25 protein-coding genes and 5 tRNA genes are annotated in these 25576 nt (G+C 37.3%); 14 read left to right on the top strand and 16 right to left on the bottom strand.

Translation table 11 applies throughout. The features are described 5' to 3' along the window. The coding region (locus J7K05_01220; GenBank protein MCD6194807.1) for a C4-dicarboxylate ABC transporter at positions 1-510 on the top strand (510 nt) is incomplete at its 5' end. A gap of 137 nt (positions 511-647) precedes the next feature. Then, the gene (tsaA, locus tag J7K05_01215; GenBank protein MCD6194806.1) at positions 648-1136 is read left to right on the top strand and encodes a tRNA (N6-threonylcarbamoyladenosine(37)-N6)-methyltransferase TrmO; all 489 of its coding nucleotides are present in this window, start codon (positions 648-650) and stop codon (positions 1134-1136) included. Between the two features lie 648 nt (positions 1137-1784). Here tsaA and J7K05_01210 read toward each other — a convergent pair. Next, positions 1785-2582, bottom strand: a complete 798-nt coding sequence (locus tag J7K05_01210) for a class I SAM-dependent methyltransferase (protein ID MCD6194805.1) — start codon at positions 2580-2582, stop codon at positions 1785-1787. Between the two features lie 187 nt (positions 2583-2769). Between J7K05_01210 and J7K05_01205 the strand changes: the two genes are divergently transcribed. The 5 genes from J7K05_01205 to J7K05_01185 all read left to right on the top strand — a co-directional run bounded on the left by J7K05_01205 (position 2770) and on the right by J7K05_01185 (position 5445). After that, positions 2770-2840 (top strand) — tRNA-Gly (locus tag J7K05_01205). 112 nt (positions 2841-2952) lie between these two features. Further along, positions 2953-3025, top strand: a tRNA-Ala gene (locus J7K05_01200). 19 nt (positions 3026-3044) lie between these two features. Further along, complete coding sequence (locus tag J7K05_01195) at positions 3045-4190, top strand: hypothetical protein (protein MCD6194804.1); 1146 nt, start codon at positions 3045-3047, stop codon at positions 4188-4190. 9 nt (positions 4191-4199) lie between these two features. Then, complete coding sequence (rsmH, locus tag J7K05_01190) at positions 4200-5186, top strand: 16S rRNA (cytosine(1402)-N(4))-methyltransferase RsmH (protein ID MCD6194803.1); 987 nt, start codon at positions 4200-4202, stop codon at positions 5184-5186. Next, positions 5155-5445, top strand: a complete 291-nt coding sequence (locus J7K05_01185; GenBank protein MCD6194802.1) for a hypothetical protein — start codon at positions 5155-5157, stop codon at positions 5443-5445. Before rsmH ends, J7K05_01185 begins: the two co-directional genes overlap by 32 nt. A gap of 119 nt (positions 5446-5564) precedes the next feature. Here the strand turns inward: J7K05_01185 and J7K05_01180 are convergent, their stop codons facing one another. From J7K05_01180 to J7K05_01125, 12 genes are all read right to left on the bottom strand, one after another. Further along, a complete protein-coding gene (locus tag J7K05_01180; GenBank protein ID MCD6194801.1) occupies positions 5565-6467 on the bottom strand; it encodes a pyruvate ferredoxin oxidoreductase in 903 nt (300 codons plus the stop codon). Then, positions 6460-7563 carry a pyruvate ferredoxin oxidoreductase gene (gene porA, locus J7K05_01175; GenBank protein MCD6194800.1) on the bottom strand — a complete coding sequence of 368 codons (1104 nt, stop codon included), beginning with the start codon at positions 7561-7563 and terminating at the stop codon, positions 6460-6462. The genes J7K05_01180 and porA overlap by 8 nt, the downstream gene beginning before the upstream one ends. Next, on the bottom strand, positions 7560-8111 hold the full coding sequence (locus J7K05_01170) for a 2-oxoacid:acceptor oxidoreductase family protein (protein ID MCD6194799.1): 552 nt from the start codon (positions 8109-8111) through the stop codon (positions 7560-7562). The genes porA and J7K05_01170 overlap by 4 nt, the downstream gene beginning before the upstream one ends. Before the next feature lies 1 nt (position 8112). Further along, positions 8113-8688, bottom strand: coding sequence for a propanediol utilization protein (locus J7K05_01165; GenBank protein MCD6194798.1), 576 nt, complete (start codon positions 8686-8688; stop codon positions 8113-8115). A gap of 11 nt (positions 8689-8699) precedes the next feature. Then, the gene (locus tag J7K05_01160; protein MCD6194797.1) at positions 8700-10316 is read right to left on the bottom strand and encodes a 2,3-bisphosphoglycerate-independent phosphoglycerate mutase; all 1617 of its coding nucleotides are present in this window, start codon (positions 10314-10316) and stop codon (positions 8700-8702) included. Between the two features lie 34 nt (positions 10317-10350). Then, entirely contained in the window at positions 10351-11937 is a 1587-nt protein-coding gene (locus tag J7K05_01155) for a 2,3-bisphosphoglycerate-independent phosphoglycerate mutase (GenBank protein ID MCD6194796.1), read from the bottom strand. After that, positions 11934-13169, bottom strand: a complete 1236-nt coding sequence (gene eno / locus J7K05_01150; protein MCD6194795.1) for a phosphopyruvate hydratase — start codon at positions 13167-13169, stop codon at positions 11934-11936. The genes J7K05_01155 and eno overlap by 4 nt, the downstream gene beginning before the upstream one ends. After that, a complete protein-coding gene (locus J7K05_01145; protein MCD6194794.1) occupies positions 13166-13939 on the bottom strand; it encodes a hypothetical protein in 774 nt (257 codons plus the stop codon). The genes eno and J7K05_01145 overlap by 4 nt, the downstream gene beginning before the upstream one ends. Before the next feature lie 23 nt (positions 13940-13962). Next, positions 13963-15135: a hypothetical protein gene (locus J7K05_01140; protein ID MCD6194793.1), complete on the bottom strand. Its 1173-nt coding sequence runs from the start codon at positions 15133-15135 to the stop codon at positions 13963-13965. Beyond that, positions 15098-15964 carry an NAD(P)-binding domain-containing protein gene (locus tag J7K05_01135; protein MCD6194792.1) on the bottom strand — a complete coding sequence of 289 codons (867 nt, stop codon included), beginning with the start codon at positions 15962-15964 and terminating at the stop codon, positions 15098-15100. The genes J7K05_01140 and J7K05_01135 overlap by 38 nt, the downstream gene beginning before the upstream one ends. Positions 15965-16039: 75 nt before the next feature. Further along, positions 16040-16603 carry a hypothetical protein gene (locus J7K05_01130; GenBank protein MCD6194791.1) on the bottom strand — a complete coding sequence of 188 codons (564 nt, stop codon included), beginning with the start codon at positions 16601-16603 and terminating at the stop codon, positions 16040-16042. A gap of 98 nt (positions 16604-16701) precedes the next feature. Continuing rightward, positions 16702-17283, bottom strand: a complete 582-nt coding sequence (locus J7K05_01125; GenBank protein MCD6194790.1) for a hypothetical protein — start codon at positions 17281-17283, stop codon at positions 16702-16704. A 56-nt stretch (positions 17284-17339) separates the two neighbouring features. Here J7K05_01125 and J7K05_01120 point away from each other — a divergent pair, with 56 nt between their 5' ends. The 6 genes from J7K05_01120 (at position 17340) to J7K05_01095 (ending at position 20245) form a co-directional block, all read left to right on the top strand. Continuing rightward, positions 17340-18101 carry a ribonuclease Z gene (locus J7K05_01120; GenBank protein MCD6194789.1) on the top strand — a complete coding sequence of 254 codons (762 nt, stop codon included), beginning with the start codon at positions 17340-17342 and terminating at the stop codon, positions 18099-18101. 58 nt (positions 18102-18159) lie between these two features. After that, positions 18160-18250, top strand: a tRNA-Ser gene (locus J7K05_01115). A gap of 28 nt (positions 18251-18278) precedes the next feature. After that, positions 18279-18362, top strand: a tRNA-Leu gene (locus J7K05_01110). Between the two features lie 253 nt (positions 18363-18615). Beyond that, complete coding sequence (locus tag J7K05_01105; GenBank protein ID MCD6194788.1) at positions 18616-19161, top strand: hypothetical protein; 546 nt, start codon at positions 18616-18618, stop codon at positions 19159-19161. A gap of 180 nt (positions 19162-19341) precedes the next feature. Beyond that, complete coding sequence (locus tag J7K05_01100) at positions 19342-20040, top strand: coenzyme F420-0:L-glutamate ligase (protein MCD6194787.1); 699 nt, start codon at positions 19342-19344, stop codon at positions 20038-20040. 133 nt (positions 20041-20173) lie between these two features. Beyond that, positions 20174-20245, top strand: a tRNA-Thr gene (locus tag J7K05_01095). Between the two features lie 25 nt (positions 20246-20270). Here J7K05_01095 and dut read toward each other — a convergent pair. Further along, positions 20271-20717, bottom strand: coding sequence for a dUTP diphosphatase (gene dut / locus J7K05_01090; GenBank protein ID MCD6194786.1), 447 nt, complete (start codon positions 20715-20717; stop codon positions 20271-20273). A gap of 426 nt (positions 20718-21143) precedes the next feature. Here dut and J7K05_01085 point away from each other — a divergent pair, with 426 nt between their 5' ends. Continuing rightward, positions 21144-21803 carry a DUF1559 domain-containing protein gene (locus J7K05_01085; GenBank protein MCD6194785.1) on the top strand — a complete coding sequence of 220 codons (660 nt, stop codon included), beginning with the start codon at positions 21144-21146 and terminating at the stop codon, positions 21801-21803. Between the two features lie 600 nt (positions 21804-22403). On the opposite strand, the gene J7K05_01080 is transcribed toward J7K05_01085, so the two are convergent. Next, positions 22404-23093 carry an anaerobic ribonucleoside-triphosphate reductase activating protein gene (locus tag J7K05_01080; GenBank protein MCD6194784.1) on the bottom strand — a complete coding sequence of 230 codons (690 nt, stop codon included), beginning with the start codon at positions 23091-23093 and terminating at the stop codon, positions 22404-22406. Beyond that, positions 23090-25189 carry a ribonucleoside triphosphate reductase gene (locus tag J7K05_01075; protein ID MCD6194783.1) on the bottom strand — a complete coding sequence of 700 codons (2100 nt, stop codon included), beginning with the start codon at positions 25187-25189 and terminating at the stop codon, positions 23090-23092. Before J7K05_01075 ends, J7K05_01080 begins: the two co-directional genes overlap by 4 nt. Positions 25190-25576: the final 387 nt, after the last annotated feature.

The raw sequence follows: 25576 nt of genomic DNA, 5'->3' as shown, positions 1-25576 counted from the left end.
GTTATCTTCCTTAACTATTTTGGGTGGGGGTCTGGTTTTTTCATTTATCTTGCTCTATTGGCTATAACAATGTATCGTTTTATTCTTCATCATCCTTTACCAAACACTCTTGCTCCCACAATATGGATAAATCTTGGGCCTATTGGAGCAGGAACTGTTGCATTAGTTAACCTAGTTAAAAACTCATCATTCATAACTATGCGGGAACCTTTCTTTGTGTTTGGATTTTTATTTTGGGGGTTTGGCATATGGTGGGTTATGATGGCTGTTGTATTGACCTTGCATTATATAAAAAGATTAAAGATCCCTTATGCAATGTCGTGGTGGGCTTTTACCTTTCCTCTTGGAGCATATGTGGCTGCAAGCCATACAATTTCATTACTATTTGGAATTCAGCTAATAGATTATATTGGCTTTGCATTATATTGGCTTTTGGTTATTTTTTGGCTGGTTACTTTTGTGAAAACTCTTATTCATACCTATTATGGAACGCTTTTTAAGGATCCATAACGATGGGTATAATACAAAAATTTAAACAATATTTGGGAGAAATTAGAGAGTCAGCCCATTGTTTTCATTTTAGAAAGTGAACAGAGTAATTGTGCAGATAAAAAGCCGCCGAAATCACATTATAAATAGATAAAGTTATGGAAAAAATAAATTATGTTCCAATAGGGATTATTCATTCTTCGTTCAAGAAACCGAAGGGAACGCCTATACAATCCTCGGCCACTGAAGGCGTTGACGGGACAATTGAAGTATTTCCAGAATATGCTGAAGGTTTAGAAGATCTTGAAGATTTCTCTCACATCATTTTAATATATCACTTTCACCTATCCAAAGAACCGTTCTTAAAAGTAAAGCCGTTTATGGATAATCAGATACATGGAGTTTTTTCAACAAGAGCTCCAAGCAGACCAAATCCAATTGGTATTTCAATAGTTCGTTTTGTAAAAATCAAAGGGAACATCCTATATATTCAGGATACTGACATTGTAGATGGCACCCCCCTTCTAGATATCAAGCCCTATGTTCCTGAATTTGATATAAGGGAAGTTGAAAAAATAGGATGGCTTGAGAAAAATGTGCATAAACTTTCAACATCAAGAGACGACGGAAGATTTCAAAATAATTAAAGCATTATGGTGATATGGGAAAGTTCTCTTGAATTTCCACATGGTTTTTGCCGACCGCTGGATAGACGGCACAAAATTTCTAATTAAAAAAGAATATTTTTTCGGATTTTGTCCTGCGCTAACGCGTGGGTGAAGCCGTTTCCTGTAATCTTTTCTTTACTTATTTTCTTTATCAGCTTAACTACCTTTTTAAGCTGATCATTTATAGCGTATTGAAGTTGGGGGTAGATATTTCCTTAGTAATATTGTTCAATCATCCAAGTAGGCACAAAATGATCAAGTGTATATTCCTTTTTTATTTCCATCTTTAAATAAGAGAATAGTTTTTCCGTTTTCATCTAAAATATACTCATTCCCATCTGCAGTTTTAAGATGTTTTCCCTCAGGAAAAAATTTTTTACTATCACTTCAGGATTGAATGGAAAAGGCCTGTCGTCTAATTTGACTCTTCCAATTGGTTTTATTTTTTCGTTTTGCCCCTTTGGTGGTGTTGGCTTTCAAATCTCATGATTATATGTGGTTAAATTATGGATTATTTTCTGAGCAAAACGAAAAAATATCCGTTTATGGGTGGTGTAGAATACACTGCATAAAAGTGTAGAAGATAGAATGTTGATGCAATAACAACGTCTATATTTTTGTATATCTTTAATAGCATTTGACTAAAACCATAATAAAATCGCTGAACAGAAAAGAGCAGAGTTTAGGCGATATTTTAAACACATAAGAAGCAATAAGGTTTTTTAGTTTGCGTTTTTTGTCTATTTTGTCTTTATAATGTGGCGAATTCTGACAATATTCAAATACATTTGTAAAATAGTAGTCTAATATCTGACCTGTATGTTTTTCTATTTGGTATTTGAGTTTATTAAGGTTGTAGACATTGATGTGGCCGATTGTTTTAATAGCATGTTGCCTTGGTTTGTTCCTATTTATAAAATTCCATATTCTAGAGACAAGGCTGCCTTCTAAAGGGACTTTAAAGATGACAAATTTAGAAATTCTCTTTATTTCTTTTAAAGCTTTTGTTGGGTTTGGTATATGTTCTAACACATCAATCATTAAAGTTAAGTCTATCTCCTTATTGCCCAAAGAGGTTTGGCGGATGTCTTCATTGAGAGCTTTTTTAAGATCGGGATTATTCTTTTTTTGAATCTTAAGCATTCCTGGGCTTAAATCCAATGCAAATTTATTAACTTTTATATGATGTTTTTTCTTTATGTAAGTAGATATTGCACTAAGGATTGCTCCTGCTCCACCTCCGACATCCAATAGAGTGATTTCATCTTTGTTAAGGTGTTTTGTAAATTTATTAACAAGAGGGATGATTTTGCTGACTTTCCAGGGTGAGTCTTCTATATCAAGCGAAGGGTTTTTGGTAATATATTCATCTGTTAGATAAAAATTTATTATATCTTTGTTTGTATTTTTGGTATCTTTTTTCATATTAACTTTTGGAGTGTTTAAACTAGGGTGTGTGGTTTTGTATAATATAATCGTGTTGGTTGGAATCTTCAAGCAGGATAAAGAGAAACTCGGTCCTTGAAAATTGAATAGGTTTTGTTAATATAATAAAGCCTTTTTTAAGGAAAGTATATTTAGTTTTGGCGAAAAAAGTAGAGATATAGATTTTGCGGGTGTAGTTCAACGGTAGAACGCGACCTTCCCAAGGTTGAGATAGGGGTTCAATTCCCCTCACCCGCTTTTTGGGCTTATAGCTCAACTCCGCCGTTGGCGGGGCGCTCCTAAAGCTTCGCTTTGGAGCGCTGGAGAAGATTCTTGAAAAAACATTGGGAGTAGATTCAAAATTAAATTTGGGCCCATAGCTCAATTGGTAGAGCGCCGCTATGGCATGGCGGAGGTTGCGGGTTCAAGTCCCGCTGGGTCCAAGTACATAACAAGAGGAAAATGCGTTGGCTAAAAATTATTTTTATTTTTTTGTTCTTAAGCCTGGTTTTTTTCCCAAAAAATATATTTGCCAGTGATGTCTGCACTCTTGACTCTTCTGGATCTTCCTGTGAAGGCCAAGAGACGCTTAAGGAGGAAAAAACAGAAGGCGATATCTGTCTTTATTTTTTCTTTGCTCCCGGCTGCCCAGAGTGTCAAAAAGCAGCCCAAAAAATAGACTCTCTCAAAGAGCAGTATTCAATTGCCAAAAAACAGCTTAATGCTAAAACCAATCCCACTCTTTTGCGAGCTCTTTTACATTATTATAAGGTTCCTTATCGTTATTGGGGCAAGGTGCCGATTGTTTTTGTCGGAGATAAATTTTTAGTGGGCAAGGATATTTCTACTCAATTAGAGTCAATTCTTAAAGATGTTTCTGGTGAACTGAAGTGTCCTGAGCCAGCGGTAGCTCTTTCTGATAAGTGTGTGAGTTGCCTCAGTATCACCCTTTTGGCTTTGGCTGATTCAGTTAACCCTTGCGCTTTAAGTATTTTTTTGCTTTTGCTTATGGTTTTGGCTGAAAGCAAAAAGTTTTCTGGCAAAAGAATTTTTCTTAGTTCTTTAAGTTTTATGGGGGCAATTTTTTTAGTTTATTTTTGTTTAGGCGTTTTTATTGTTTTGGGTTTTAAGGGAATTTCTTCCTTAAATCTTTCTTTTTCTTTTTGGTTGTATAAAGCGGTGGCAGTTTTAGCGGTGCTGTTAGGGTTATACAACTTAGTAGAGTTTTTGCGTTCTAAAGCCGGTACCTGTAAGATCCAACCTCTTTTTGGCTTGAAAATAAAAGAAATTCTCAATAGAGCCTTTAGTTTAAAAGGGATGTTTGTCGCCGGTGTTCTTATTTCTTTGTTTTTATTGCCTTGCAGCGCGGGCCCTTACTTTGTTGCTGGTGGCTTGCTAAGTGATGTTAAGTTGTTTTCCTCTTTGGCTTGGCTTTTTTACTATAATTTAATTTTTATTCTGCCAATGCTTTTGATTGCTTTGTTGGTTAGTTCTGCTTTTATAGCTTTAGACAGATTAACTACTTTTATGACCAAATACCAGCGCTGGTTGGAGCTCTTCGCTGGTTTGTTTTTGATTGTTTTAGGGGTTTGGACCTGGTTTAGTTAATAGGTTTTTATGTATCATAAACCTGTTTTGCTCAAAAAGGTGCTTAAATATTGGGTTAATGTTTATCTGCTCTCCAAGAAAAAGAGGGTTTTTATAGTTGACGCTACTTGCGGAGAAGGGGGGCACTCTTTAGCTTTACTTAAAAAAGCACAAAAAGAGGGCTGGCTTAATAAACTAAAATTGATTTGTCTTGATTGGGATGAAGAGATTTTAAAAAGAGCAAAGAAGAGGCTAGCTGCTTTTTCCCCTTGTGTTATTTTTAAAAATTGTAGTTATCTTGATTTAGATAAAACACTTTCTCGCTTAAAAATCAAAAAAATAGACGGTATTCTTTTTGATCTTGGTGCCAGCTCTTTCCATTTTAAAAAAGCAAAAAAGGGTTTTTCTTTTCAAGAAGATTCACTATTGGATATGAGGTATTCAAAGATAAGAAAGGAGACAGCACTGGATATAGTTAGAGGGTATTCAAAAGAAGAAATTGCTGAGATTTTAAAAGTTTATGGAGAAGAAAGGTGGGCTAAAAAAATAGCTGAGGCTATTATTAGTGTTCGTTCAAAAAAGGAAATAAGAACAGCTAGGGAGTTGGCAGAGATTGTGGCTCAAGCTGTGCCCAGAAAGTTTTGGGGCAAAACTCATCCAGCTACAAAAACCTTTCAGGCATTGAGAATCTATGTGAATAAAGAGTTGGACAATGTCCAAATCGGTGTTAAAAAAGCGATTTCCCTTCTTTCTCCCCAGGCCAGAATTTTAGTGATATCTTTTCACTCTCTTGAAGACAGGTTGGTTAAACGAATTTTTAGGTTAACATCTGAGCCAAAAAAGGACATAATTTTTGGCAGAGTTTTGAAATCTGGCTCCTTAAAAAACATAGGCCGATTTTTCCCGAGCTGTTTAGAGCTGGAGAAAAATCCGGCATCGCGCTCAGCAGTGTTAAGAGTGGCTGAAAAAAGAGGAGGTAAGGCAGATGTTTTTTGTTTTTATTGTAATATCTTTTGATGAGGGGAAAAAGCGTTTTGTTCAAGTTTCTGCTAAAAATCCAAGGCCTTCTTCTTTTAGTAGGACTATTCAAGAGATAAAAAATAGCGGTTGGCTTAAAATGACTAAGGTTTCAGGTTGTAATGATGAAGAAAAGATAATAGAGGTTATAGAGCAAATGTTGGTATATTGTTTCTGGGTTTTTATGGGAGGATATGATGAATGGATAAAAATTTTTGGGAATAGGGCCTTGGAGGAAATAAAACCTTCTGTTAACTAAAAAGACCGCTAAGCGGTCTTTTTTTGTATAAATCAGTAAAATAAAACTCAAAACTTTTAAAATTTTGCTTTGTTAATTAGGAACAAAAATCAAATAAGAAATATAAGGTAGGGTTGTTTTTAATTTTTTTGCCATTTTTTCCATTCTTTTTTAACTTTTTCTTGGAGTTTTTTTATTTTGTTTTTATCTTTAAGCAAGAAATGAAATCGGGGATCTACTTTGAACCACTCTTCTAGTGATAAAAGTTTTTGGGGTTGATAAGTAAGTTTTAGTTTGCCTTTTTTACAAACAAATAATGGCCAATACCCTGTTTCCACTATTAAACGAGCGATGTTTACTGTGTCTTTAGCTTCAATACGCCATCCCGGGATACAGGGAGAAAGAATCTCAATATATTTTGGTCCCTTGATCTCAAGGGTTTCTTTTATCTTTTGTTTTAAATCGTCCCAAAAGCCATAGGCAGCTTGAGCTACATAGGGTATATGATGAGCCATCATTATTTCTGTCATTCTTTTAGGGTATTTTTTCTTACCGATTTCTGGAGTAGTAGAAGTGGTTGCTCCAAAAGGGGTGGCAGAGGAGCGTTGGGCGCCGGTGTTCATATAAGCTTGGTTATTGTAACAAATGTAGAGCACATCTTCCCCTCGTTCTGCCATTCCCGAAAGACTTTGAAGTCCAATATCATAAGTTCCTCCGTCTCCAGCGAAAACAACAATTTTCAAATTCTCGTTAAGATACGGGTAAAGTTTGCTAATTTCTAAGCGTTTTTTGCTTTTTGCAAGCAAGATTCTTTTAGCTCTGGCTATGCCAGAAGCGGTGGAAGCAGAATTAGCGAACGCGGAATGGATCGTGGGAACCTGCCAAGCGGTGTTCGGATAAACAGTAGTGCCTACTTCTAAACAACTGGTGGCAAGTACTACTACTAAAGGTTCTGGTATAACCTCCATGATAGTGCTAGCTATTACTCCGGCTGGACATCCGGGGCAAAGTCGATGTTGGGGCAAGAGTTTTGGTTTAGGCATAGCGGCTGATTATTTTTTCGAGATCTTGAGGATAAAAATCTCTTCCTCCCAGCCCATAAATTTCTCCAAAAACTAAGGGTTTCTTTTCCAGATCATAAAGAGCAGAGCGTACTTCTTCGTAAAGGTGGCCTTTGTCTCCTTTCATTGCTTCTGCTCGGTCTAAAACAATAATTTTATCTGTTTTTTCAAGAGCTTTGATAATTTCATATTTAGGAAAAGGACGGAAGCATCGGAGTTTTAAGAGGCCAATTTCCGGATGCTTTTGGATATATTCTTTAACTGTTCCACACACTGAACTCATAGCTACCAAAAATGTTTTTGCTTCTGGATTGACTACCTCAATAAAAGAATAAGAGGTTTTGTAGAGGTGATTAAATTTTGCAAAGGTGATTTCAATGGTTTTCTTCGCTTCTTTAATAGCTTTAGCCACAGATAATTTTAATTCCATATAAGAATCAGGAAGGGCGAGATGTCCTATTGTGACTGGTTTTTTATTAAAAAGATGGTTTTTGGGGACAAAAGGGCCCACTATTTTTTTTACTTCTTTATCAGGTAAAGTTTCTATTTTTGCTAACTCATGGGTGGTGATAAATCCGTCCATACAAATCATTACTGGCAGTCGTGCTTTTTCGGCGATAGGGAAAGCGTTGATTATGAGATCGTATACCTCTTGGGGGTTTTCTGCGTATAACTGGAGCCAGCCCGAGTCTTTTACTGCCATGGTGTCTGAATGGTCTCCGTGGATATTAATAGGAGCAGAGATGGCTCGGTTTCCCACAACCATTACAACAGGAAGTCTTAAGCCTGAGGCAATAGGCAGAATTTCGTGCATATAAATGAGTCCTTGAGAGGCACTAGCGGTAGCCGTTCTTACGCCTGAGGCAGAGGCTCCGACACAGGCAGACATCGCTGAGTGTTCTGACTCTGCCAAAATCAATTCTGACCTCATTTTTTTTCTTTCCACATAATGAGAAATTATCTGCATTATTTCTGTGGTAGGGGTAATGGGGTAAATTGCTAACACATCTGGTTCGACTTGACGCAGAGCCAGTGCTGCCGCTTCATTGCCGGTTAGACTTTGGGTAATTTTTTTCATTCCTTTATTTTTTTAGTTTCCTTGTATCCTGCTTGGACGAACTCAAAATTTAATCTTGCTAACCGGGGTGGGAATTTCCGGTCAATTCTTTTTTTAATGCCTGCCAAAATGGGAGGGGCGGGGAGTTTAAATTTTTTCTCTAAAATACCTACTACCGCTCCTACTAAACCCATATTAAGGAAACGTATTTTGTGTTTTTGGGCAAAACTTTTAATGTTTGTCATAATAGTCCTATTTTTAACCGAGCTTTTTTCTGCGGGAAAAAGAAAAATCGTTTTTTTTGTTGTTTTTTTCTCATAAACTTCTGCTGGCAACTGGAGATCAGCTATCACTACTATATTAGGTTCAAGTAGAGGGTAGTGGGCTAGGATTTCTTTCTCAGAGATGCGGTTGTAGGCTTCTATTGGTGATCCGGTTCGTTCCGGGCCATATTCGGGAAAAGCTTGGGCAAAAAGCGGGGTTTCGTTTATTCCTTCGGCTAAAAGCAAAGAAGCAGTTTTAACTCCTTGTCCTCCTTTTCCATGCCAACGAATTTCTATTTTTTTCATTTTAAAGAATAATTTCAGCTTCAGTTTTAAACTTTACACCCAAGGCATTTGCCTCGTCAATATCAATGTGGGCTCGAAAATTTGCTTTTTCTGATACACGAAGCACGACATTATCCAAAATTCCTCCTCTTTTACCCTTGATTTTTAAACGGACAACATCTGTATTATGTAAATTCGCTCCTAATTTTTGTTTTAATTTTTCCAGATCTTCTTTTGTCAAATGGATATGCCGCTGATGTAAAATTAAAGCTTGGCGAATTATTCTTCCTTTTGGGCCAATAATTTCTATTTTCCCTCCATCATTTTGAGCGCTTATTTTTTGAGGAGCGGTGGTTTGAAGATAGTACAAATCTGAAGGAGCAACTTCCATTTGAGTGAATTCACGATAGGGCCCGAGGACTCTTACTTCAAGTATCCGACCTCCGGATTTTATTTTTACTTTTGTGGTAGTAGCGAATTGCCCTGGTTGAGAAAGCGGGCGTAAAATTTCAAACTTAAAACCTTTCCCAAAAAGAAGTTCCGCATCTTTTTGGCAAAGGTGGATGTGGCGAGCAGTTGGTTCAAGAATAACTTTCATTATTAAAATAATTAAATTGACCAGTAGTTATCAGGGGTATCGTTTTTTGGTTTTTGAACCGGAGTAAAGCTGGCTAGAGGTTCAGCAGTCATTTCTTGGGGGGGGTTAAGATTAAAAAGTTGAAGTATAAAGGGAGCGATATTTTTTAGTGCTTGGCCGGTTTTTAGATAGATATTTTTTTGTTCTCCTAAATTAATATAAATAAAAGGAACAGGATTGTTAGTGTGTTCAGGGTTGATTTCGCCTGTTTGGGGGTTAATCATCTCTTCAGCGTTTCCGTGATCTGCGGTTATTAAAAGGATGCCTCTTGTTTTTTGTACTGCTAAAAACACATTTTTTAAGCAGTTGTCTACATGTTTAGCGGCTTGGACTACTGCTTGAATCTGCCCAGTGTGGCCTACCATATCAAGATTAGCAAAATTAACAACAAAAAAGTGGTATTTTTGCATCTTTATTTTTTCCAAAAAAACATTAGTCACTTTATAAACACTCATTTCTGGTTTTAGATCGTATGTCTTTACTTTAGGTGAAGGCACAATCTCTCGATCTTCGCCTTTAAATGGTTTTTCTCTTGTGCCATTAAAAAAGTAAGTCACGTGGGCATATTTTTCTGTTTCTGCTAAATGAAACTGTTTAAAATTATGTTGGGCTAAAACTTCTCCTAGTGGTTTGTGTATAGGTTGAGGTTTGAAAGCAAATATAGCTGGCAGTTTAATGTCATATTCAAAATAAGGGACAAAAGTAACAAAAAAGAGATCTTCTAATTTTTTTCTTCTAAACCCCTTGAATGGTTTCTGTAAAAAAGCTTGAGTTATCTGTCTGGCTCTATCAGCTCTAAAGTTAAAAAGAATCACTGCGTCGCCGTCTTTTATTGTGCCTTGTTTGTTAATTACTGCTGGTGGCATTAATTCGTCATTATAGCCATGTCGGTAAAAGAAGCTAATTGCCTTCTCTGGTGAAGGAAAAGTCTTAGCTTTGCCTAATGTTAAAGTTTCATAGTAAGTTTTGGTTCTTTCCCAGCGCCTGTCTCTGTCCATAGCGTAAAATCTTCCTGCCAGCGTTGCTATTTGCCCAATTTGGAGTTTTTTAATTTTATCTTTTAGTTTTTCAATATATATCAGGGCTTGGGATTGGGGCGTATCTCTTCCGTCTAGTATAGGGTGGATAAAGACTTTTTTCACTTTAAATTTTTGTAGCATTTCCAATAAGGCAAAAAGATGGTTAATGTGAGAATGGACTCCACCGTCGCTTAAAAGACCAATGAGATGAATAGAGCCATTAGTTTTTTCAATATGATGAATAGCTTTAAGAAAACTTTCATTCTGAAAAAAAGAGCCGTTTTCAATAGCTTTGTTGATGCGGCTTATGTCTAAATCCAAATCTCTGCCTGCTCCTATATTGAGGTGTCCGACTTCTGAATTGCCTGCTTCGTGTCCGGGTAGCCCTACGCATTCTCCTGAAGCACAGAGGGTAGTGTGCGGGAAGGTGCGCCAAAGATAATCAAAGTTTTTAGTTGAGGCTATGCTGATAGCATTGCCGCCCCAGCTGGGGGCTATGCCCCAACCGTCTAAAATTAAAAGCACTACTGGACGGTAAACTTTCTGTTTTAAAATATCCAAAAAAGCCATATTTAGAGGTTGTCCTTTATTATTTTAGCACACCTTAGTTCAGTATTGGTTCTCCGCTTAAAAGAGAATTATCAAGTCCGAGACTTTTGCCTAAGGTAGCAGTAACATCTGCTAAAATTCCTTTTTTGTTCTCTGTTCCTAATTTAAGCCAAAGTTTTTGGTGTAGTGTTGTTTCAAAAGCTACCTCTTTTAGCGGTATGTGGTCAATCCTTACCAAAAATACAGGATTAATTGTATGCTCTTTGTCTATTTCCCCGGTTGAAGGATTAATGGCTTGTTCGCAGTTGCCGTGATCAGCGGTAATGAAGATTTTATACTTTTTCTCAAAAAGAAAAGGAATGAGTTCTTTAAGATTTTGGTCTAGAGCTTGCAAGGCCTTGATAATAGCCTGAAAATTTCCAGTATGGCCTACCATATCTCCGTTAGCATAATTAATAACAATAAAATCATAAGCAGAAGATTGGTTTTCCTCTTTTGCTTTTTGGGTAATTTCAAAAGCACTCATTTCTGGTTTTTGGTCATAAGTAGGAACTCTTGGAGAGGGAACAATGACTTGTTTTTCTTTTGCTAAAGGTTTTTGTTGGCCGCCATTAAAAAAGTAAGTCACATGGGCATATTTTTCCGTTTCCGCTAAATGTAGTTGAGAAAGATTATTTTGAGATATTAATTGGGCAAGGGTAGTTTGGGGAGGGTGGGGCCAAAAAGCTACTTCTACTTTTATTTTCCAATCAGTTTCATAAGGGGTTAAAGTGGCAAATAAAAGAGAAGAAAAGGTTTTGCGGGAGGGAATACTGGGATCAGAAGATAAGAATGCTTTTGTCAACTGTCTGGCTCTATCAGCACGAAAATTAAAAAATATCACGGCATCATTTTCCTGTACTAAAGCTAAAGGCTGTTTGTTTTGGTTAACAATGACTGTAGGCTTAATGAATTCGTCTGTTTCTCTTCTTTCATAAGCTAAACGTATGGCTTCAAAAGGGTTTGAGGCGACTTCTCCTTTGCCCTCCACAATCGCTTGATAAGAGAGGAGAGTTCTTTCCCAATGATTGTCTCTGTCCATAGCATAGTAGCGGCCGCAAACAGAAGCTACAGCGCCAATGCCTGTTTTAGCGATTTCATTGTCAAGATCTTTAAAGTAAGTTTCTGCACTTTGCGGGGCTGTATCTCTTCCGTCAGTAAAACCATGGATAAAAACTTGGTTTTTTCTTAATCCCTGTTCTTTAGCTAATTTTAATAGAGCAAAAAGGTGTTTAAGATGTGAGTGAACGCCGCCATTACTGACTAAACCTAGTAGATGGAGGCGAGAGTTGTTTTGCTTGACAAAATTTACTGCTTTTAGAAGAGCTGGATTTTTAAAAAACTCTCCGGAATCAATTTTTTGGTTAATCATTTCTTGGGACTGCCAGCTGAGTTGTCCTGTGCCAAGATTATAATGGCCGACTTCTGAATTGCCGGGCTCGCCAAAAGGCAGGCCTACCCCTTCTTGAGAAGCTTCTATTAAAAGATGTGGGTTTTGAGAAAGTAAAAAATCTAAAAAAGGAGTTTGGGTTTGAAAAACTGGATTGGTCTTTTCATCTGCCGAAATCCCAAACCCGTCTAAAATTATAAGAGCGGTTTTCATAAGGCAGAAAAATAAGGAAGTTTGAATTTTGCCTCAATTTCTAAAAGCCGATTATATTTAGCCACTCTTTCTGAGCGAGCCAGGCTTCCTGATTTTATTTCTTCTGCTTTGACCCCTACAGCAAGGTCAGCAATAAAGGTATCTTCAGTTTCTCCGGAGCGATGGGAGACAATAATTTTTAAGCCTTTTTCTCTTGCTTTTTTAATAGCCTGTAGTGTTTCAGTTAGGGTGCCGATTTGGTTTGGTTTAATAATAATAGCGGTGGCAAAATCGCCTAATTTTTCTATTCTTTTAGGACTAGTGACAAAGAGATCGTCACCGACAATTTGGGTATTTTTTATTTCTTTTTTTATCTTTTTCCAAGAGTTTTCATCTGTTTCTGCCAAGGGATCTTCTATGCTTTTTATGTTAAATTTTTGGCAGATTTCTTTTAAGTAGTTAATAAATTGTTCTGAACTCAAAGAGGTTCCCTCAACCAAATAAACAGAGTTTTTAAAAAAACTATTAGCAGCCACATCTAATCCCAGATAAGCCTTTTTAGAAGATTTATTAACTGCTTCTTTAAGCAGCTTTAAGGCTTCTTGGTTGGATTGTAATTCAGGAGCAAAACCGCCTTCGTCCCCCAAGCCTAAGGAATAGTTTTTCTGTTTAAGGAGTTTTTTGAGAGAAAGGTAGATTTCATCTCCTATTTTAACTGCCTCAAAAAAAGATCGAGCTTTAGGAATAATTAAGAATTCTTGAATATCAAGAGAGTTTTGTGCATGTTTGCCGCCATTAATAAAGTTGAAAAGAGGAGTAGGCAGATGGAATTTTTTATTTCCGCTAAGATCTCCGAGATATTGAAAAAGCTCTTTTTCTTGGGCTTTGGCAGCTGTTTTCGCGCAAGCTAAAGAAACAGACAAAATAGTGTTAGCGCCAAGATTAGATTTATCTTCAGAGCCGTCTAAATCAATAAGTGTTTGGTCAATTTTTTCTTGATCATTGATTTTGATGCCTTTTAAGGCAGGACTAATTTTTTCTTTTATCAGCTGGATATTTTTGCCTACAGAATAACCAAAAAACGATTTTGGATTGTTGTCTCTCAGTTCTTTAGCCTCATACTTGCCTGTAGAGGCGCCTTGAGGCACTGAAGCTGAAGCACAGATACCATTTTCAAGACAAACAGTAGTTTTTAAAGTAGGGATGGCTCTGGAGTTGATAATTTGTAGAGCAGAAATTTTTTTTATTTTCATAAGCCAAGCTCCTGTTTAATTTCTGGCCAGCTTTTTTCTTCAAAAAGTTTAGTCTTTTTTAGTCTAAATTGGTGTGGCTCATTAAGCCAGTGAAATTGGGTGGGATTGTTTTTGTAGAGATCATAAATATAGGTTTTTTCTGGGAATAGAGCTTTTGGTCTTGCTAATTTTGGTTGATTGATGTTTTTGTATCTTTGGTTAGGCACCCATTTTAAAGGATTGTCTTCAAGGATATAAAAACAACCTCCTTTTTTGGCAGTGATGGGTTTGTACAAAGAGTGGAAATGTCTGTCGACTAAATTGGCCAAAACTAAGTCTTCTTTGCTGATATTGATAGTAATGTGGCCAAAATTACAGGGAATAATAACTATTTCTGGTTCTTGGGCAAAAACAAAGAAGATTTCTTTGGCTGTTTCGTTTTGGAGAAGAAAAAGGGCCTTCCCCTTAATTACCTGATAAACCTCAGGAAAACTTTTGTCTTTTACTTTGGGGTGATAGTGTCCATAGGTTTTTATAAATTCGTGATTTATTGTTCCGGGAGTAATCAGAGTAAGATCGTGGCGGATATTTTGGAAGTTGTTTTCGTCTTTTTCAAGGTATGCGCCCCGGTACATTCGGTAAAGAGTGCAGTTGAAATCTAAATTGGAGTTGTCGTACAAAACTTCTTTCATCTCTTCTAAGTCACGAATGCTCTCATCTTCTAAGCGAATTTCTTTTTTGAAAATTAACTGATGATTGCGGACCCTTAGCCAAAAAGAGTAGTTTGCCATATTTTCTATTATATCAGAATTTTTTAAAGCTTTAATCTTTGTCTGAGAATTTCTGCCACACCTTTAGCAGAGCTTTCCTGATTTTGCCTAAATTCAAATTCAAAGGGAAGCTCAAGAATAATCTGTCTCATTTTTGAACCCCACTTGTCGTCTCTGACCAGTCCCCCGTCTACTTGGATTTTTTTTGCTTGAAGGGTTTTTAATCCCTTGGCGATTTTTTCCTGAAACTGAGTGAGCTTTTCTTTATTGTTTTGTTTTAAGGCTGAAAGAAGATCTTTACCTAAGATGTTAAGTCTTTTTTCTAACAAAAAGAGCGGTTTTTTATCATAAAAAGATATTGAGGTTTCTGTATTAGGTAATATTTTTAATTTTTCTACTTTTTTACCCAAAAAGACGCCTGTGCTTAAGGTAAGCTTAGTTGTTGTTAGGGGCCATTGATATAAAGATGCCTCTTGGTCGCCGATAGAGGAAAGAATAGGCAGTTTTTTACCTTCTAATTTAACAGATCCGATATAATAAAAATTAGGTATTATTTTCGGAAGAAAATTTGTTGGTACAGGAAGAAGTTTGAGCAGCTCTTTATCCCACGAGTTCGATTTTAAATTGTAAAGCAAAGTGCGTGAAGCTTGGGTGTGGTCGATTATATAATTTCTTTCTTTAGAAAGGTTAAAAGCAAGCCAAGAGCTGGGCGGGCCAAAATAAAGGCGTTTTTTATTTATTAGGCTTTTGACCTCTTCAATGTTTTGGCTTGCCCATATTAGCTTAAAAATAGGGTAGCGGTAGTGCCAAAAAAGCCCAGTTTTAGATCTTATTTTTATAGGGTCGATTTTTGCCTTTAAGGTGTTAGCTGTTTTTTTTGTTCTTTTATCACTCCAAAGGATTGCCGGGCAGGCAGCCATGCCAGTATTTTTATCCCAAAAGACAACGGTTTCGCGCTGTCCAGTTAATCCTATTGCTTGGATATTGTAGTTTTTATTTTTTTCCAGAAATTCCTTTGTCCAAAAAAACCATTGGGTTGGGTTAACTTCACAAAACCCTTTTTGAGGTGCAAGCAACTTATTTTTTATTTTCTTTTCGTTAACAATTTTTAGGTTTTTGTCAAAAATAAAAATTTTAAAATAAGTTGTGCCAATATCAATAACTAAAAAAAGGGGAGACCTACGCAGGAAAAAGAGTGGAAATGACCTGATAAGCATCTTTTTTATTTAGAATGATTTCTTCTAAAGCTGAAAGCAAAGGAAGATTGTTTTTATTTTTTATTTTTTTTGCCAGAAACTCTAAAGTTCGTATCCCTTCACAGGGATCGGGTTTCTTTTGTTGGGCTATTTTTACTCCTTGTTGGCAGTTATCAGAGTATGAGGAGTAGGCGGTAAGGATTAGGTCGCTAATGCCAGCTAAGCCGTTTATCGCTAAAAGGTTGGCTTTAAAGTGTTTTGCTAAAATTCTCATTTCTCTGAGGCTTTTAAGCAAAAAATATGCTTTGGCGTTTTCTCCTAAATTCAAGCCGTCTATTATTCCTAAAAACAAAGCATAAACATTTTTTAGGGTGCCGGCTACTGAAAGATCTTTAGGAGAGTGCGGATAGTTGATTAAACGGAAATTTTGCTTAAATAAGGTTTTTATTTGGCTAAAGGCTTTATTGTTTTTAAAGCCGATTATGCCCACAGTCGGCTTATTTTTAATAATATCTTCAGCCATTATTGGCCCAGCTAAAATGCCGTAGTTTTGGGGGAGTTTATTGAGCTCTTGCCAGACAAAATGATAGTTTTTGGTTATGCCTTTGCTTACAGCAATAATAAGGGATTCTTTTTGGAGATGGGGTTTGATTTCTTTAATTAGCTCTTCATAAGCTATGCCCGGGACAGCTAAAAAGATAATTTTTGCCTCTTTGGTTAGTTCAGAGAGAGTTTTTTTGGTGTTTGCTTTTTTAGGGTCTTTGTCAAAAACAACAGGTTTATTTTTTAGGGCAGATGAAAGAGCTTGTCCTATTCTACCTCCGCCAATAATTAAAATTTCTTTGGTCATTGTTTTGATTTTAGCAGAGTTTATTCAAAAAACAATAAGCAAAAAGGGCAGGGTTTTAACCCTGCCCCTTGGTGATCACGACAGCAAAAACTTAACGCCCCCCAAAAAATCCTTTATCCCCTCCCAAATATCTTTTGGGGAGAGGAGGATTTGGGAAGCGCCCTCTATCATCGCCAAAGCAATAATAGAGGTGAGAAGCCCTGCTAGCGGGTAAAATATTTCTGTTGCCAGCCCTGCTACCAGGACTACTTTTTTAAGGCAGTAGAGGCAGTATCGCAATGCCTCTTTTGCCTCTACCCCACCGGCTTTGCCGATGAGGCAGGACACCGGGGAAAGCAACAGGAAAAACCCCAGTGTCCCTATACCCGCATATGGAGAAAAGATCCACATGCAGGCAAACAGCGCTCCGGCAGTCCAATGTGTCCAATGAGGACGCCGGAGCGCCATGGTGGCGAGCAGGGGTATGGTGGTCACTCGCCACCACCCCATAGGTTTCAGGGTAATGGGCGTTAGTCCTGGGAAGACCCATTCCCAGCTTCCGCCGTCCCAGAACGGATCAAGAATTTTCTCAGGGCGAAGGAGTACTACAAGAATTGCTATAACCATTGTTGCAAAGAATTTTTTCGTCGCTTTCCTCATCTCTTTTCTTCCTTTCCTGCTATGTTTTAAACTGCAAAAGCTACCCTATTTAACCATAAGAAACAAAAAATGTCAAGATATAATAGATTTGGTGATTATTAGAGTTCCAAATGGTTTGATACTTCTTTATAAAGCAAAATTATCGCTGCCGCTAAAAATAGAATTATTACCAACTGGTACTTCTTTTTGTGGCGAGTATATTTTTCCTGTTCGTGAAAAAAGATAATATCCAAGAGTTCATCGCCAAAATATACAGATAAAAATGTACCAATAGCTGAGAGTAAAATTATGAGCCAGTAAGGGGAAGGTTGAGTAAGAATAGTAAAGAAAAGTTTCAGCAGTTTTGTGTTTTGATAAATTTCTGGTTTTAAAGCCAAAGTAAAGCTGTTAAGCAGAATTGCTAATATCCAAGTGCCTATTTCTGCATAAATCATTTTGATTTTTGTGAGCAGGCGAACTGGCAAATCAAATAAAAGCCCGGCATCGCAGATCGGGGTACAGAGCACAAAAAAAGACCAGGAAAGAAGGGCAACCCAAAGCCCGTTTTTAAAGCCAAATTTAAAAAGAACAAAGATAAGATAAAGTACAAATATGGTGGCTACAATCAGGAATTTTTTAAGAACTGAACGTTTAGTCTCGTGGTGGAACTCTTTGAGCTGAATTTTTCGCCCTTGTAGCATTTATTTTATTATACGCCGTGATTGATTTTTTGAAAAATTAAAGCTAATTTTTATTTATGAATTTTAGGGTTTCTGTTTTAGGTGCTGGTACTTTGGTGCCTACTAAAAAAAGAAATCCATCTGGTTTTCTTGTAGAGGTAGGCAGAAAAAAGATTCTTTTAGATGCTGGTTTTGGGATAATCCGCCGTTTAATAGATTTGGGTTTTAATCTTCAAGAAATTGATTTAGTATTTGTATCCCATTTTCATACTGACCATTTTGCTGATGTTTTTCCTCTGGTTCATTCCCGTTGGGTAGAAGATATTTATAAAAATTGTTCAAAGCATAAAAAAATGATAATAGTTGGGCCTAAAGGTTTAAGGAAGAGATGGAGGTTGTGGCGTAAGATTTTTTGGGTTGAGCCCAAAGAAGAGTATCCGGTGCTTTTTCAAGAAGGTAAAAGAAAAATGAGTTTAGGTCAAAGCAAAATAAGTATTTTCCCTGTAAAACATGTGCGGTGGTTTGCTTCAGTAGGCATTGTTATTAGGTATCAAGGCAAAAAATTGGTTTATACTGGAGACATTGGTTCAAAACACTCTTTTAAGGATTTGATAAAAACTTGTCAGGATGCAGATCTGCTTATAACTGAGGCTTCATATGAGAAACCTACGCCAAATCATTACACCATAAAACAGGTTAAAAAGCTTGCAGAAAAAGCAAAAATAAACAAGGTTTTAGTAGTTCATACTAGACCCCAGCATTTAGAGAGAGTGAGGCAGGTTTGTAAGAAAGAGCCAGCGTTTATTTTTGCTAAAGAGGGGGCAAGGATTAAAATTTAGTTAAGAGTAGATTTTGCTTTGTTTTTGTGCTATTTTCTTTCCAAAGCTGTTTATATTTGGTGGGGTGCCGGAGTGGTCGAACGGGCGGCATTGGAAATGCCGTGTCTGCTTTTTGCGGACCGTGGGTTCGAATCCCACCCCCACCGCCATTTTGCAACTTTGTTTTTAATCTAACTTGCCCGGGTGGCGGAATTGGTAGACGCGCTGGATTCAGGATCCAGTGAGCGCAAGCTTTTGAGGGTTCGACTCCCTCCCCGGGCATTGTTGGTAGTTTATGTAAGGGAAAATTTAGAACATGAAATATTGACAGCTTAAGACGTGCTAGAGAAAGTTTTCAAGGCGCCAAAGAAGAGTCAATTTATATAACAATAAGGAAGGCGGGCTACAAAAAGCAGGAGTTATTTTAGAGAAAGTTTTTTAGTCTTTGTATTTTTGTTCAAAATTTTTAGTTGATTTTTACCTTATTATTAATAAATATATTTAAAAATACCGAACTTTAAAAAGAGGTGATTTTATGTTGTCTGTAGAAAAGCTTGTTGAGGAAGTGTGGGGAGAAATTGCGCAGGAACCGATTTTTGAGTGTTCTGTTCCTGTCCCTGTAGATACCTTTAGATCATCTACAATGATATATACTAAAGCTTGTGTATTAAGTCTTAACACCACCCAGTGGGTTATTGCTTTGGGTTATAGCGATCACCGAGTCAGCTGTGGCTTAGCGGCCGTAAGCATAGGGTTTTGTTATTTTAGTGATGAGGATCAGATTGAGCATAAAGTTATCCGTACACTAGAAAGCGGCAATTTCATTGCTAATAGCTTAATTTATGGGAGGACAGACACTGGTGAACTTTTTGTCTCTTATGAGAGCCGAATTCAGTGTGAATTCTTGTTGCAACAGCTTCCCAGGCAGAAAATTCAAGAATTTGTGGCGCTTGTGAGTAATCCTATCTGGACATATTCAGATCAGAATTTTGTTATAACACTACAGAAGCAGACTATTTTATACAGGGAGAATTTTGTTCCTTTGTTGCGCGATGCCCTCTTAAGGACATTATGCGCTTAGAGTGATTTTGACCCCTTGTTTATTTATGAACAAGGGGTTTTATTTTTTTGGAAATTTATTTAATTTTAAGTCAGAATAAAACAAAAGTTATTTTTTATGAAAATTACGCCCATAAAAACTGAGGTTATTAGCAATAATTCCAAAACAATTTTTAAAGTTCTAGATAGAGCTATTACAAAAATGAAAGAGAAATCAATTGTGGTTATTGCTTCAAAAATAGTTAGCTTATGCGAAGGTTCTTTTATTAAAAAGGAAGAAGTCAGAGATAAAGATAGTTTAGTAGCAGTTGAAGCAGATTTTTATATCCCCAGACCTAAAAACAGAGAACACTCTGTGATTATAACTATAAAAAACGGCGTTCTTTCTGCTACTGCTGGAATTGATGAGTCTAATGCTGATGGTTGTTATGTGCTTTGGCCTAAAGACCCATATAGATCGGCAAATAAAATTCGTGAGCACTTAAAAAGTAGATATCAAGTTAAAAATTTAGGGGTTATTATTACAGACAGCAAAACAATCCCATCTCGATGCGGCACAATTGGTTTTGCTCTTGCTTATAGCGGTATAAAACCGCTCAAAAAGTATATTGGCCAAAAAGATCTTTTTGGCCGCAAAATGAAGGCTACTTTTGCTAATTTAGTTGACGCTCTGGCTGCTGCTTCAGTAGCAGTTATAGGTGAAGGACAAGAGCAAACTCCGATTGCTATTGTAGAAGATTTTGAGGGTATAGAGTTTTGTGATCAGAATCCGAGCAAAGAGGAAATTGATAGTTTTAATATCAGGTTAGAAGATGATCTTTATTATCCTTTTTTGTCAAAAGCCGAATGGAAAAAAGGAGGTGGAGGCTACAGGAAAGGTGGTAAAAGCAAAAATTTTTAGCTAATATTTAGGTAAATATAAAAGGGTTTATAAAAGTTTGTGCCAAGACTAAAATATTTAGACACCTAATTGTTGTACAGAGCTTTCATTTTTCTTTAAGCGGATTTATAATTTTAAAGGAGATTTTGGTTTTGCCCGTGTAGCTCAATGGTAGAGCAGCCGCTTCGTAAGCGGCAGGTTGTCGGTTCAACCCCGACCACGGGCTAAGCGAAAGAAGGCCAGGGAATTTGTTATCTTTCAGCAGAGCCAGTAGAGCCAAAACCGCCTCTGCTTTGGCGGTTCTTTATTTTTCCTTGTACAAGATTTGGTTTGGCAATTTTTACTAAGATGGTTTGAGCAATTCGTTCTCCTTTGCTGATCACCACTTTTTTATTGCTGAAGTTATAAAGTTCAATATGAATTTCATCTTTAGGTCCGCAAAAATCTTGATCAATTACACCAATACCATTGGGCAACATTAATCCTTTTTTTAAAGGCAGAGAGCTACGGGCAGCGATTAAAAGAAAGTATCCTTTAGGCACTTCTAAAATAATATTAGAAGGTACAAGCTTGATTTCTTTTGGTTTAATAACTGTTGTTTTTCTGGCATAAATATCAAAAGCAACCGATCCTTTAGTTTGGTAAGCAGGTACGGGAAGAGATTTGTCAATGAGTTTGATTTTTACTTTTTTTGGCATTTTTTGTTGATAATTATACTATTTTATTTTGTTTTTTTGAAACATGCAAAAACAATTGAGTTATTTTGCTGTGATGATAAAAACTTGAGTTTGAAATATGGAAAATATCAAAAATAACTATTTTTTAATACATGTTTATAATAAACGACTACATTGTCTTCGACTAGCAAGTCTCTTAGATATCCAGAAATAATTTGGTATTCCAAAATTATCTTGCCGAAACTTTTTAAAAAAACAATTTCTTTTTTCTTTAACCATTGACACTTTGTTTTTTTGGTGCTAAATAGGAAGAAGAAAGTGGAGTCAAGAATCTTAAAAAGAGAGGAGGCGAACTTGGAAGGAAAAAAACTGAATAGCTTTGGGGCAATGACTGGGCTACTGCACTGATATGTACCGAGTATCGCAATTAGACATGAAAGGAGCAAGATGGAAATGCTCAACAGAAAGGGATTTACGCTGATTGAACTGTTGGTAGTTATCGCGATTATCGCGATCTTGGCGGCGATCCTGTTCCCGGTTTTCGCTCGTGCCAGAGAGAAGGCGCGGCAGACCAGCTGTCTGTCAAACGAAAAGCAACTCGGATTGGCATTTATGATGTATGCACAGGATTATGACGAAACGCTTGTACCTCTGGCGAACGGGGGGTATGGCGTTGCGCGCCACGAATGGTACAAGATCATCGAGCCGTACGTGAAGAACGACCAGGTTTTTGTCTGCCCCAGTACAACGAAGAGAACCATTGCCTATGGTTTGAGCTTCAACAACATCGCCTGTGACGATACCTCTGCAGGCGGGCTTGGTCGTGGGGCGAATCTTGCGGCGATTGAGGCCCCTGCCGATGCGTTGATGTTCACTGAAGCGGAGCGAGCTGACGGCGCTCAAATTTATTGGGTCTACTCGCTCAAAAGGTATGCACTTGGGGCTGTCTCGGGATATCCGAATAATGGTATTCCGAATCCCGGTCGGCACAACGGAGGCAATAATGTTGGGTTCTGCGACGGACATGTTAAGTGGGTCTCCACAAAAACCTTGCTAGACCGTAGTTGGGACGGTTGGCAGAAGCAGCCCGCGGCTTCACTCTGGTGAGAGCCTGGCAGAGGTTCCTGCTGAGGCGACAACAACAGGTAGTATAACTCAGGGCTAATGCGGCCCTTACTGGTTGTTGCCAACCAAGGGCAGTTAAGTTTAAGGCAACTCAAGAGAGCAAAGATTCTCTTTGGCTTGTCTACTTGACTGCCTTCTTTTTTTGTTTTTGAGTTTACCCATCTTTATTTTATAAAAAATAAACCTTGTTTTTTAAATATTTTAACAGCACTAAGGAGTAGTTTATTGCCAGTCTCATAAGTAGCGAGCTCTCCCAATAATTTCTCAGAGACTTTAAAATAGCAAAGAGAACAGATGGAATCCTCTCTAAACTGACAAATGTTACATCTGGTCACAATTACTGAACGCCGCTCGAACTTTTTTTGAAAAAAGCGTGATTGATTGCCGCGCTTTGCGCGGCAGAGAACCTACGCTCGGACGGGGCGGACGGAAAAGGGGGTCTGGGGGGAATTCAGTCTCGCTTTTTTCCGCTCCTTTTTGTCGCTAGCCTCATTTTCTAACGGAAAAGTGATATTAACTAAACACATTTTATCGTATGAAAATGTTCATTTTAATTCAATTAATTAAGTTTTTGAGTGTGTTTTAGCGAATATAACAATTTTTAATATACTTTCTCAATTTTTTAGTCAATATTCCGAGCTCGTTATAAGAAAAAGAATGTTTTTTTGTTAAACTAGGATCAAGGGGTTTGGTTGGAATAAAGTTTTGTAAATAATAGTTTTCTGCGCCTCTAATTTCTTGGGCGATTTTTTCTAAATCATTTTGGTTAATAAGAGATTTTACCACCGTTGTCCTGAACTCATATTTAACACCTGAGTTCATTATTAAATTAATACTCTTTTTTAGTTTTTTAGTTGCTACATATCGGCCTACAATTTTTGCATAATTTTTAAGTGGTGCTTTAATATCCATCGCTAAATAGTCAGCTAATTTTTTGGTAATAATTTTCTCAAGAACTTCTGGATGGGTTCCGTTAGTATCTAATTTAATCAAAAAGCCCATATCTTTAATTTTTTCCATTACTTTTATTAAGTCAGGATGAAGGGTGGGTTCGCCACCGGTGATAGTTACAGCGTCAAGTTTGCCCTGCCGTCTTCTTAAAAAATCATAAATTTTAAAAAGGGGGATTTTTGGCGCATATTTTTCTGGAATAACTAATTCAGGGTTGTGGCAATAGCGGCAGCGAAAATTACAACCTCGAGTGAAAATAATCGCGCTTATTTTCCCAGGATAGTCTATCAGAGAGAATTTTTGGAACCCCCCGATAATCACAGATCGTTCTCAATTTTAAAAGTTTTTCGTCGACTAAACTCTGCTCTTTTTCCGTTATTCCATTGATTCACTGGTCGTAGATAGCCAACTACGCGAGAATAAATTTCACAAGGTTTCTTACATTGCGGGCATTGCTCGTGTTCTCCTGATAAATATCCATGTTCAGGACAAATGCTAAAAGTGGGGGAGATGGTGAAATAGGGGAGGGAATAGCCTTCACAGATTTTTCTTACCAAGTTTTTTATAACTTCGGGGTTATTTATTTTTTCTCCTGCAAAAATATGGAGCACAGTTCCCCCAGTGTATTTTGTTTGAATTTCATCTTGTAAGTTAAGGGCTTCGAAAATATCATCGGTAAAATTAACCGGCAATTGGGTGGAATTTGTATAATAAGGTTCAGCGCCTTTCTGGCAATCTTTTTCGTTGGCACAAATAATGTTTGGATATTTCTTTTTGTCTATTTTTGCCAACCTGTAAGAGGCACCTTCGGCCGGAGTAGCTTCTAAGTTGTAATTATTTTTCGTTTCTTTCTGAAAGCTTATTAATTCATTCCTCATAAAATCTAAAATTTCTATAGCAAAATTTCTCCCTTCCGGGGTCCCGATATTTTTGCCAAAGAGATTTAGGCAAGCTTCATTCATTCCTATCAAACCAATTGTGGAGAAATGATTTTTCCAGTATTCGTTCAATTTTTGCTTTATTCCTTTCAGGTAGAATTTTGAATAAGGATAAAGTCCATTTTCAGTAAGCCGCTCCAAAATCTTTCGCTTAATTTCTAAGCTGTCTTTTGCCTTTATCATCAAATTTTTTAACATCTTTTTAAACTCATTTTTGTTTTTAGCTAGATATCCGATTCTTGGTAAATTGATGGTAACTACCCCGATTGAGCCGGTTAGGGGGTTGGCGCCAAACAAACCGCCGCCCCGCTTTTCTAACTGTCTGTTATCGATTCTTAAGCGACAGCACATTGATCGCGCATCTTCTGGATTCATGTCGGAATTGACAAAGTTGGAAAAATAAGGAATCCCATATTTAGCTGTGGTCTTCCATAATCCGCGAATGTTTCTATTTTCCCAGTCAAAATTCTTGGTGATATTGTAAGTAGGTATAGGAAAAGTGAACACTCGACCGACAGCATCACCTTCACCCATTACCTCGAGAAAGACTCGGTTAAACATGTCTTGCTCTTTTTGAAACTCTCCATAGGTTTTTCTTTGGGGTTTGCCGCCGATTATTACTGGCATATTTTTTAGGTAAGAAGGTGGCTTGAGATCAATACTCACATTAGTGAAGGGAGTCTGAAACCCCACTCGGGTAGGAATATTAATGTTAAAAAAGAATTCCTGAAGGGCCTGTTTCACTTCTTTGTAGGTTAAGTTATCGTACCTAATAAATGGAGCCAACAACGTGTCAAAATTACTAAAAGCTTGGGCCCCGGCTGCTTCTCCTTGCAAAGTGTAGAAGAAGTTAACGATTTGGCCGAGTGCGGATCGAAAGTGCTTTGCTGGTTTGCTTGATATTTTTCCTTTGACCCCAGTAAATCCTTTGGTTAATAGGTCAAACAGATCCCAGCCAACGCAGTAAACAGAGAGAAGATTAAGATCGTGGATGTGAAAATCTCCCTTTATGTGCGCAGATCTGATTTCTTCCGGATAAATTTTGTTTAGCCAATAGTTTTTACTGATTTCGCTAGAGATATAATGATTTAGCCCCTGAAGAGAGTAAGCCATATTGCTATTTTCTTTGATCAGCCAATCTTTCTTGTGCAAATATTTTTCTACTAAGCCGTTGTTAAAAGAAGTAGTTATTTCTCTTAATTGTTTATGTTGATCTCGGTACAAAATATAAGCTTTGGCTGTTTTTTTAAATTTTGAATGCAACAGAACATCTTCGACAATATCTTGAATTTGTTCTACCTGCGGGATTGCATCTTTAATAGTTCCCCTTGCTTTAATAAGAACTTTGTCAGTAAGCTTCTTTGCTTCCTTGTGGCCAAATTCACCCGTTGCTTTACCTGCTTTAGCAATAGCGGTGACTATTTTTGATTTGTCAAAGGGAACTATTCTGCCATCCCGCTTTTTGATTAGTGAATACATATTTTGTTTTAGTTTAACTAAACCCATTTGTGCTAACCGAACAAAAAGCTTGGCTGACACGCCAAGCTTTTTTTTGTGATTCTGAACCAGGTTGGTGGCTTGACGCGAGCCATAAGCGGGCCCTTCAAAGGGCAGATTGTGCGAGATCGGACTATTACCGTTGCGCGACAGTGAGGGAATTTCACCCTACTTCACCGCACAACCGCTTTTGTTTTTTGCGTCTCTATCATAACAGTTTAAAGTAAAATTTTTATCCACAAGTTAGGTGTTGGGTTTTTGTTTTTGTGCCTCAACGAGGTCTAAAAAGGCTCCTTTCGTTTTTTCTTTTTTTAGATTCTATCTCCCAAATCTTCTTTCTCGTTTTTGATATTTCAAGATTGCCTTGTC

The organism is bacterium, from assembly GCA_021157605.1.
In the GTDB taxonomy this organism is placed as follows: Bacteria; Patescibacteriota; UBA1384; order JAGGWG01; family JAGGWG01; genus JAGGWG01.
Note: the sequence above shows the minus strand (reverse complement) of the source record. Positions and strands in the feature narration are given on the sequence as shown.

What these genes read in the sequence shown, in the direction of transcription:
- tsaA (MCD6194806.1), top strand. Translation starts at nt 648, where the DNA reads ATGGAAAAAATAAATTATGTTCCAATAGGGATTATTCATTCTTCGTTC.
- J7K05_01210 (MCD6194805.1), bottom strand. Translation starts at nt 2,582, where the DNA reads ATGAAAAAAGATACCAAAAATACAAACAAAGATATAATAAATTTTTAT.
- J7K05_01195 (MCD6194804.1), top strand. Translation starts at nt 3,045, where the DNA reads ATGCGTTGGCTAAAAATTATTTTTATTTTTTTGTTCTTAAGCCTGGTT.
- rsmH (MCD6194803.1), top strand. Translation starts at nt 4,200, where the DNA reads ATGTATCATAAACCTGTTTTGCTCAAAAAGGTGCTTAAATATTGGGTT.
- J7K05_01185 (MCD6194802.1), top strand. Translation starts at nt 5,155, where the DNA reads ATGTTTTTTGTTTTTATTGTAATATCTTTTGATGAGGGGAAAAAGCGT.
- J7K05_01180 (MCD6194801.1), bottom strand. Translation starts at nt 6,467, where the DNA reads ATGCCTAAACCAAAACTCTTGCCCCAACATCGACTTTGCCCCGGATGT.
- porA (MCD6194800.1), bottom strand. Translation starts at nt 7,563, where the DNA reads ATGAAAAAAATTACCCAAAGTCTAACCGGCAATGAAGCGGCAGCACTG.
- J7K05_01170 (MCD6194799.1), bottom strand. Translation starts at nt 8,111, where the DNA reads ATGAAAAAAATAGAAATTCGTTGGCATGGAAAAGGAGGACAAGGAGTT.
- J7K05_01165 (MCD6194798.1), bottom strand. Translation starts at nt 8,688, where the DNA reads ATGAAAGTTATTCTTGAACCAACTGCTCGCCACATCCACCTTTGCCAA.
- J7K05_01160 (MCD6194797.1), bottom strand. Translation starts at nt 10,316, where the DNA reads ATGGCTTTTTTGGATATTTTAAAACAGAAAGTTTACCGTCCAGTAGTG.
- J7K05_01155 (MCD6194796.1), bottom strand. Translation starts at nt 11,937, where the DNA reads ATGAAAACCGCTCTTATAATTTTAGACGGGTTTGGGATTTCGGCAGAT.
- eno (MCD6194795.1), bottom strand. Translation starts at nt 13,169, where the DNA reads ATGAAAATAAAAAAAATTTCTGCTCTACAAATTATCAACTCCAGAGCC.
- J7K05_01145 (MCD6194794.1), bottom strand. Translation starts at nt 13,939, where the DNA reads ATGGCAAACTACTCTTTTTGGCTAAGGGTCCGCAATCATCAGTTAATT.
- J7K05_01140 (MCD6194793.1), bottom strand. Translation starts at nt 15,135, where the DNA reads ATGCTTATCAGGTCATTTCCACTCTTTTTCCTGCGTAGGTCTCCCCTT.
- J7K05_01135 (MCD6194792.1), bottom strand. Translation starts at nt 15,964, where the DNA reads ATGACCAAAGAAATTTTAATTATTGGCGGAGGTAGAATAGGACAAGCT.
- J7K05_01130 (MCD6194791.1), bottom strand. Translation starts at nt 16,603, where the DNA reads ATGAGGAAAGCGACGAAAAAATTCTTTGCAACAATGGTTATAGCAATT.
- J7K05_01125 (MCD6194790.1), bottom strand. Translation starts at nt 17,283, where the DNA reads ATGCTACAAGGGCGAAAAATTCAGCTCAAAGAGTTCCACCACGAGACT.
- J7K05_01120 (MCD6194789.1), top strand. Translation starts at nt 17,340, where the DNA reads ATGAATTTTAGGGTTTCTGTTTTAGGTGCTGGTACTTTGGTGCCTACT.
- J7K05_01105 (MCD6194788.1), top strand. Translation starts at nt 18,616, where the DNA reads ATGTTGTCTGTAGAAAAGCTTGTTGAGGAAGTGTGGGGAGAAATTGCG.
- J7K05_01100 (MCD6194787.1), top strand. Translation starts at nt 19,342, where the DNA reads ATGAAAGAGAAATCAATTGTGGTTATTGCTTCAAAAATAGTTAGCTTA.
- dut (MCD6194786.1), bottom strand. Translation starts at nt 20,717, where the DNA reads ATGCCAAAAAAAGTAAAAATCAAACTCATTGACAAATCTCTTCCCGTA.
- J7K05_01085 (MCD6194785.1), top strand. Translation starts at nt 21,144, where the DNA reads ATGGAAATGCTCAACAGAAAGGGATTTACGCTGATTGAACTGTTGGTA.
- J7K05_01075 (MCD6194783.1), bottom strand. Translation starts at nt 25,189, where the DNA reads ATGTATTCACTAATCAAAAAGCGGGATGGCAGAATAGTTCCCTTTGAC.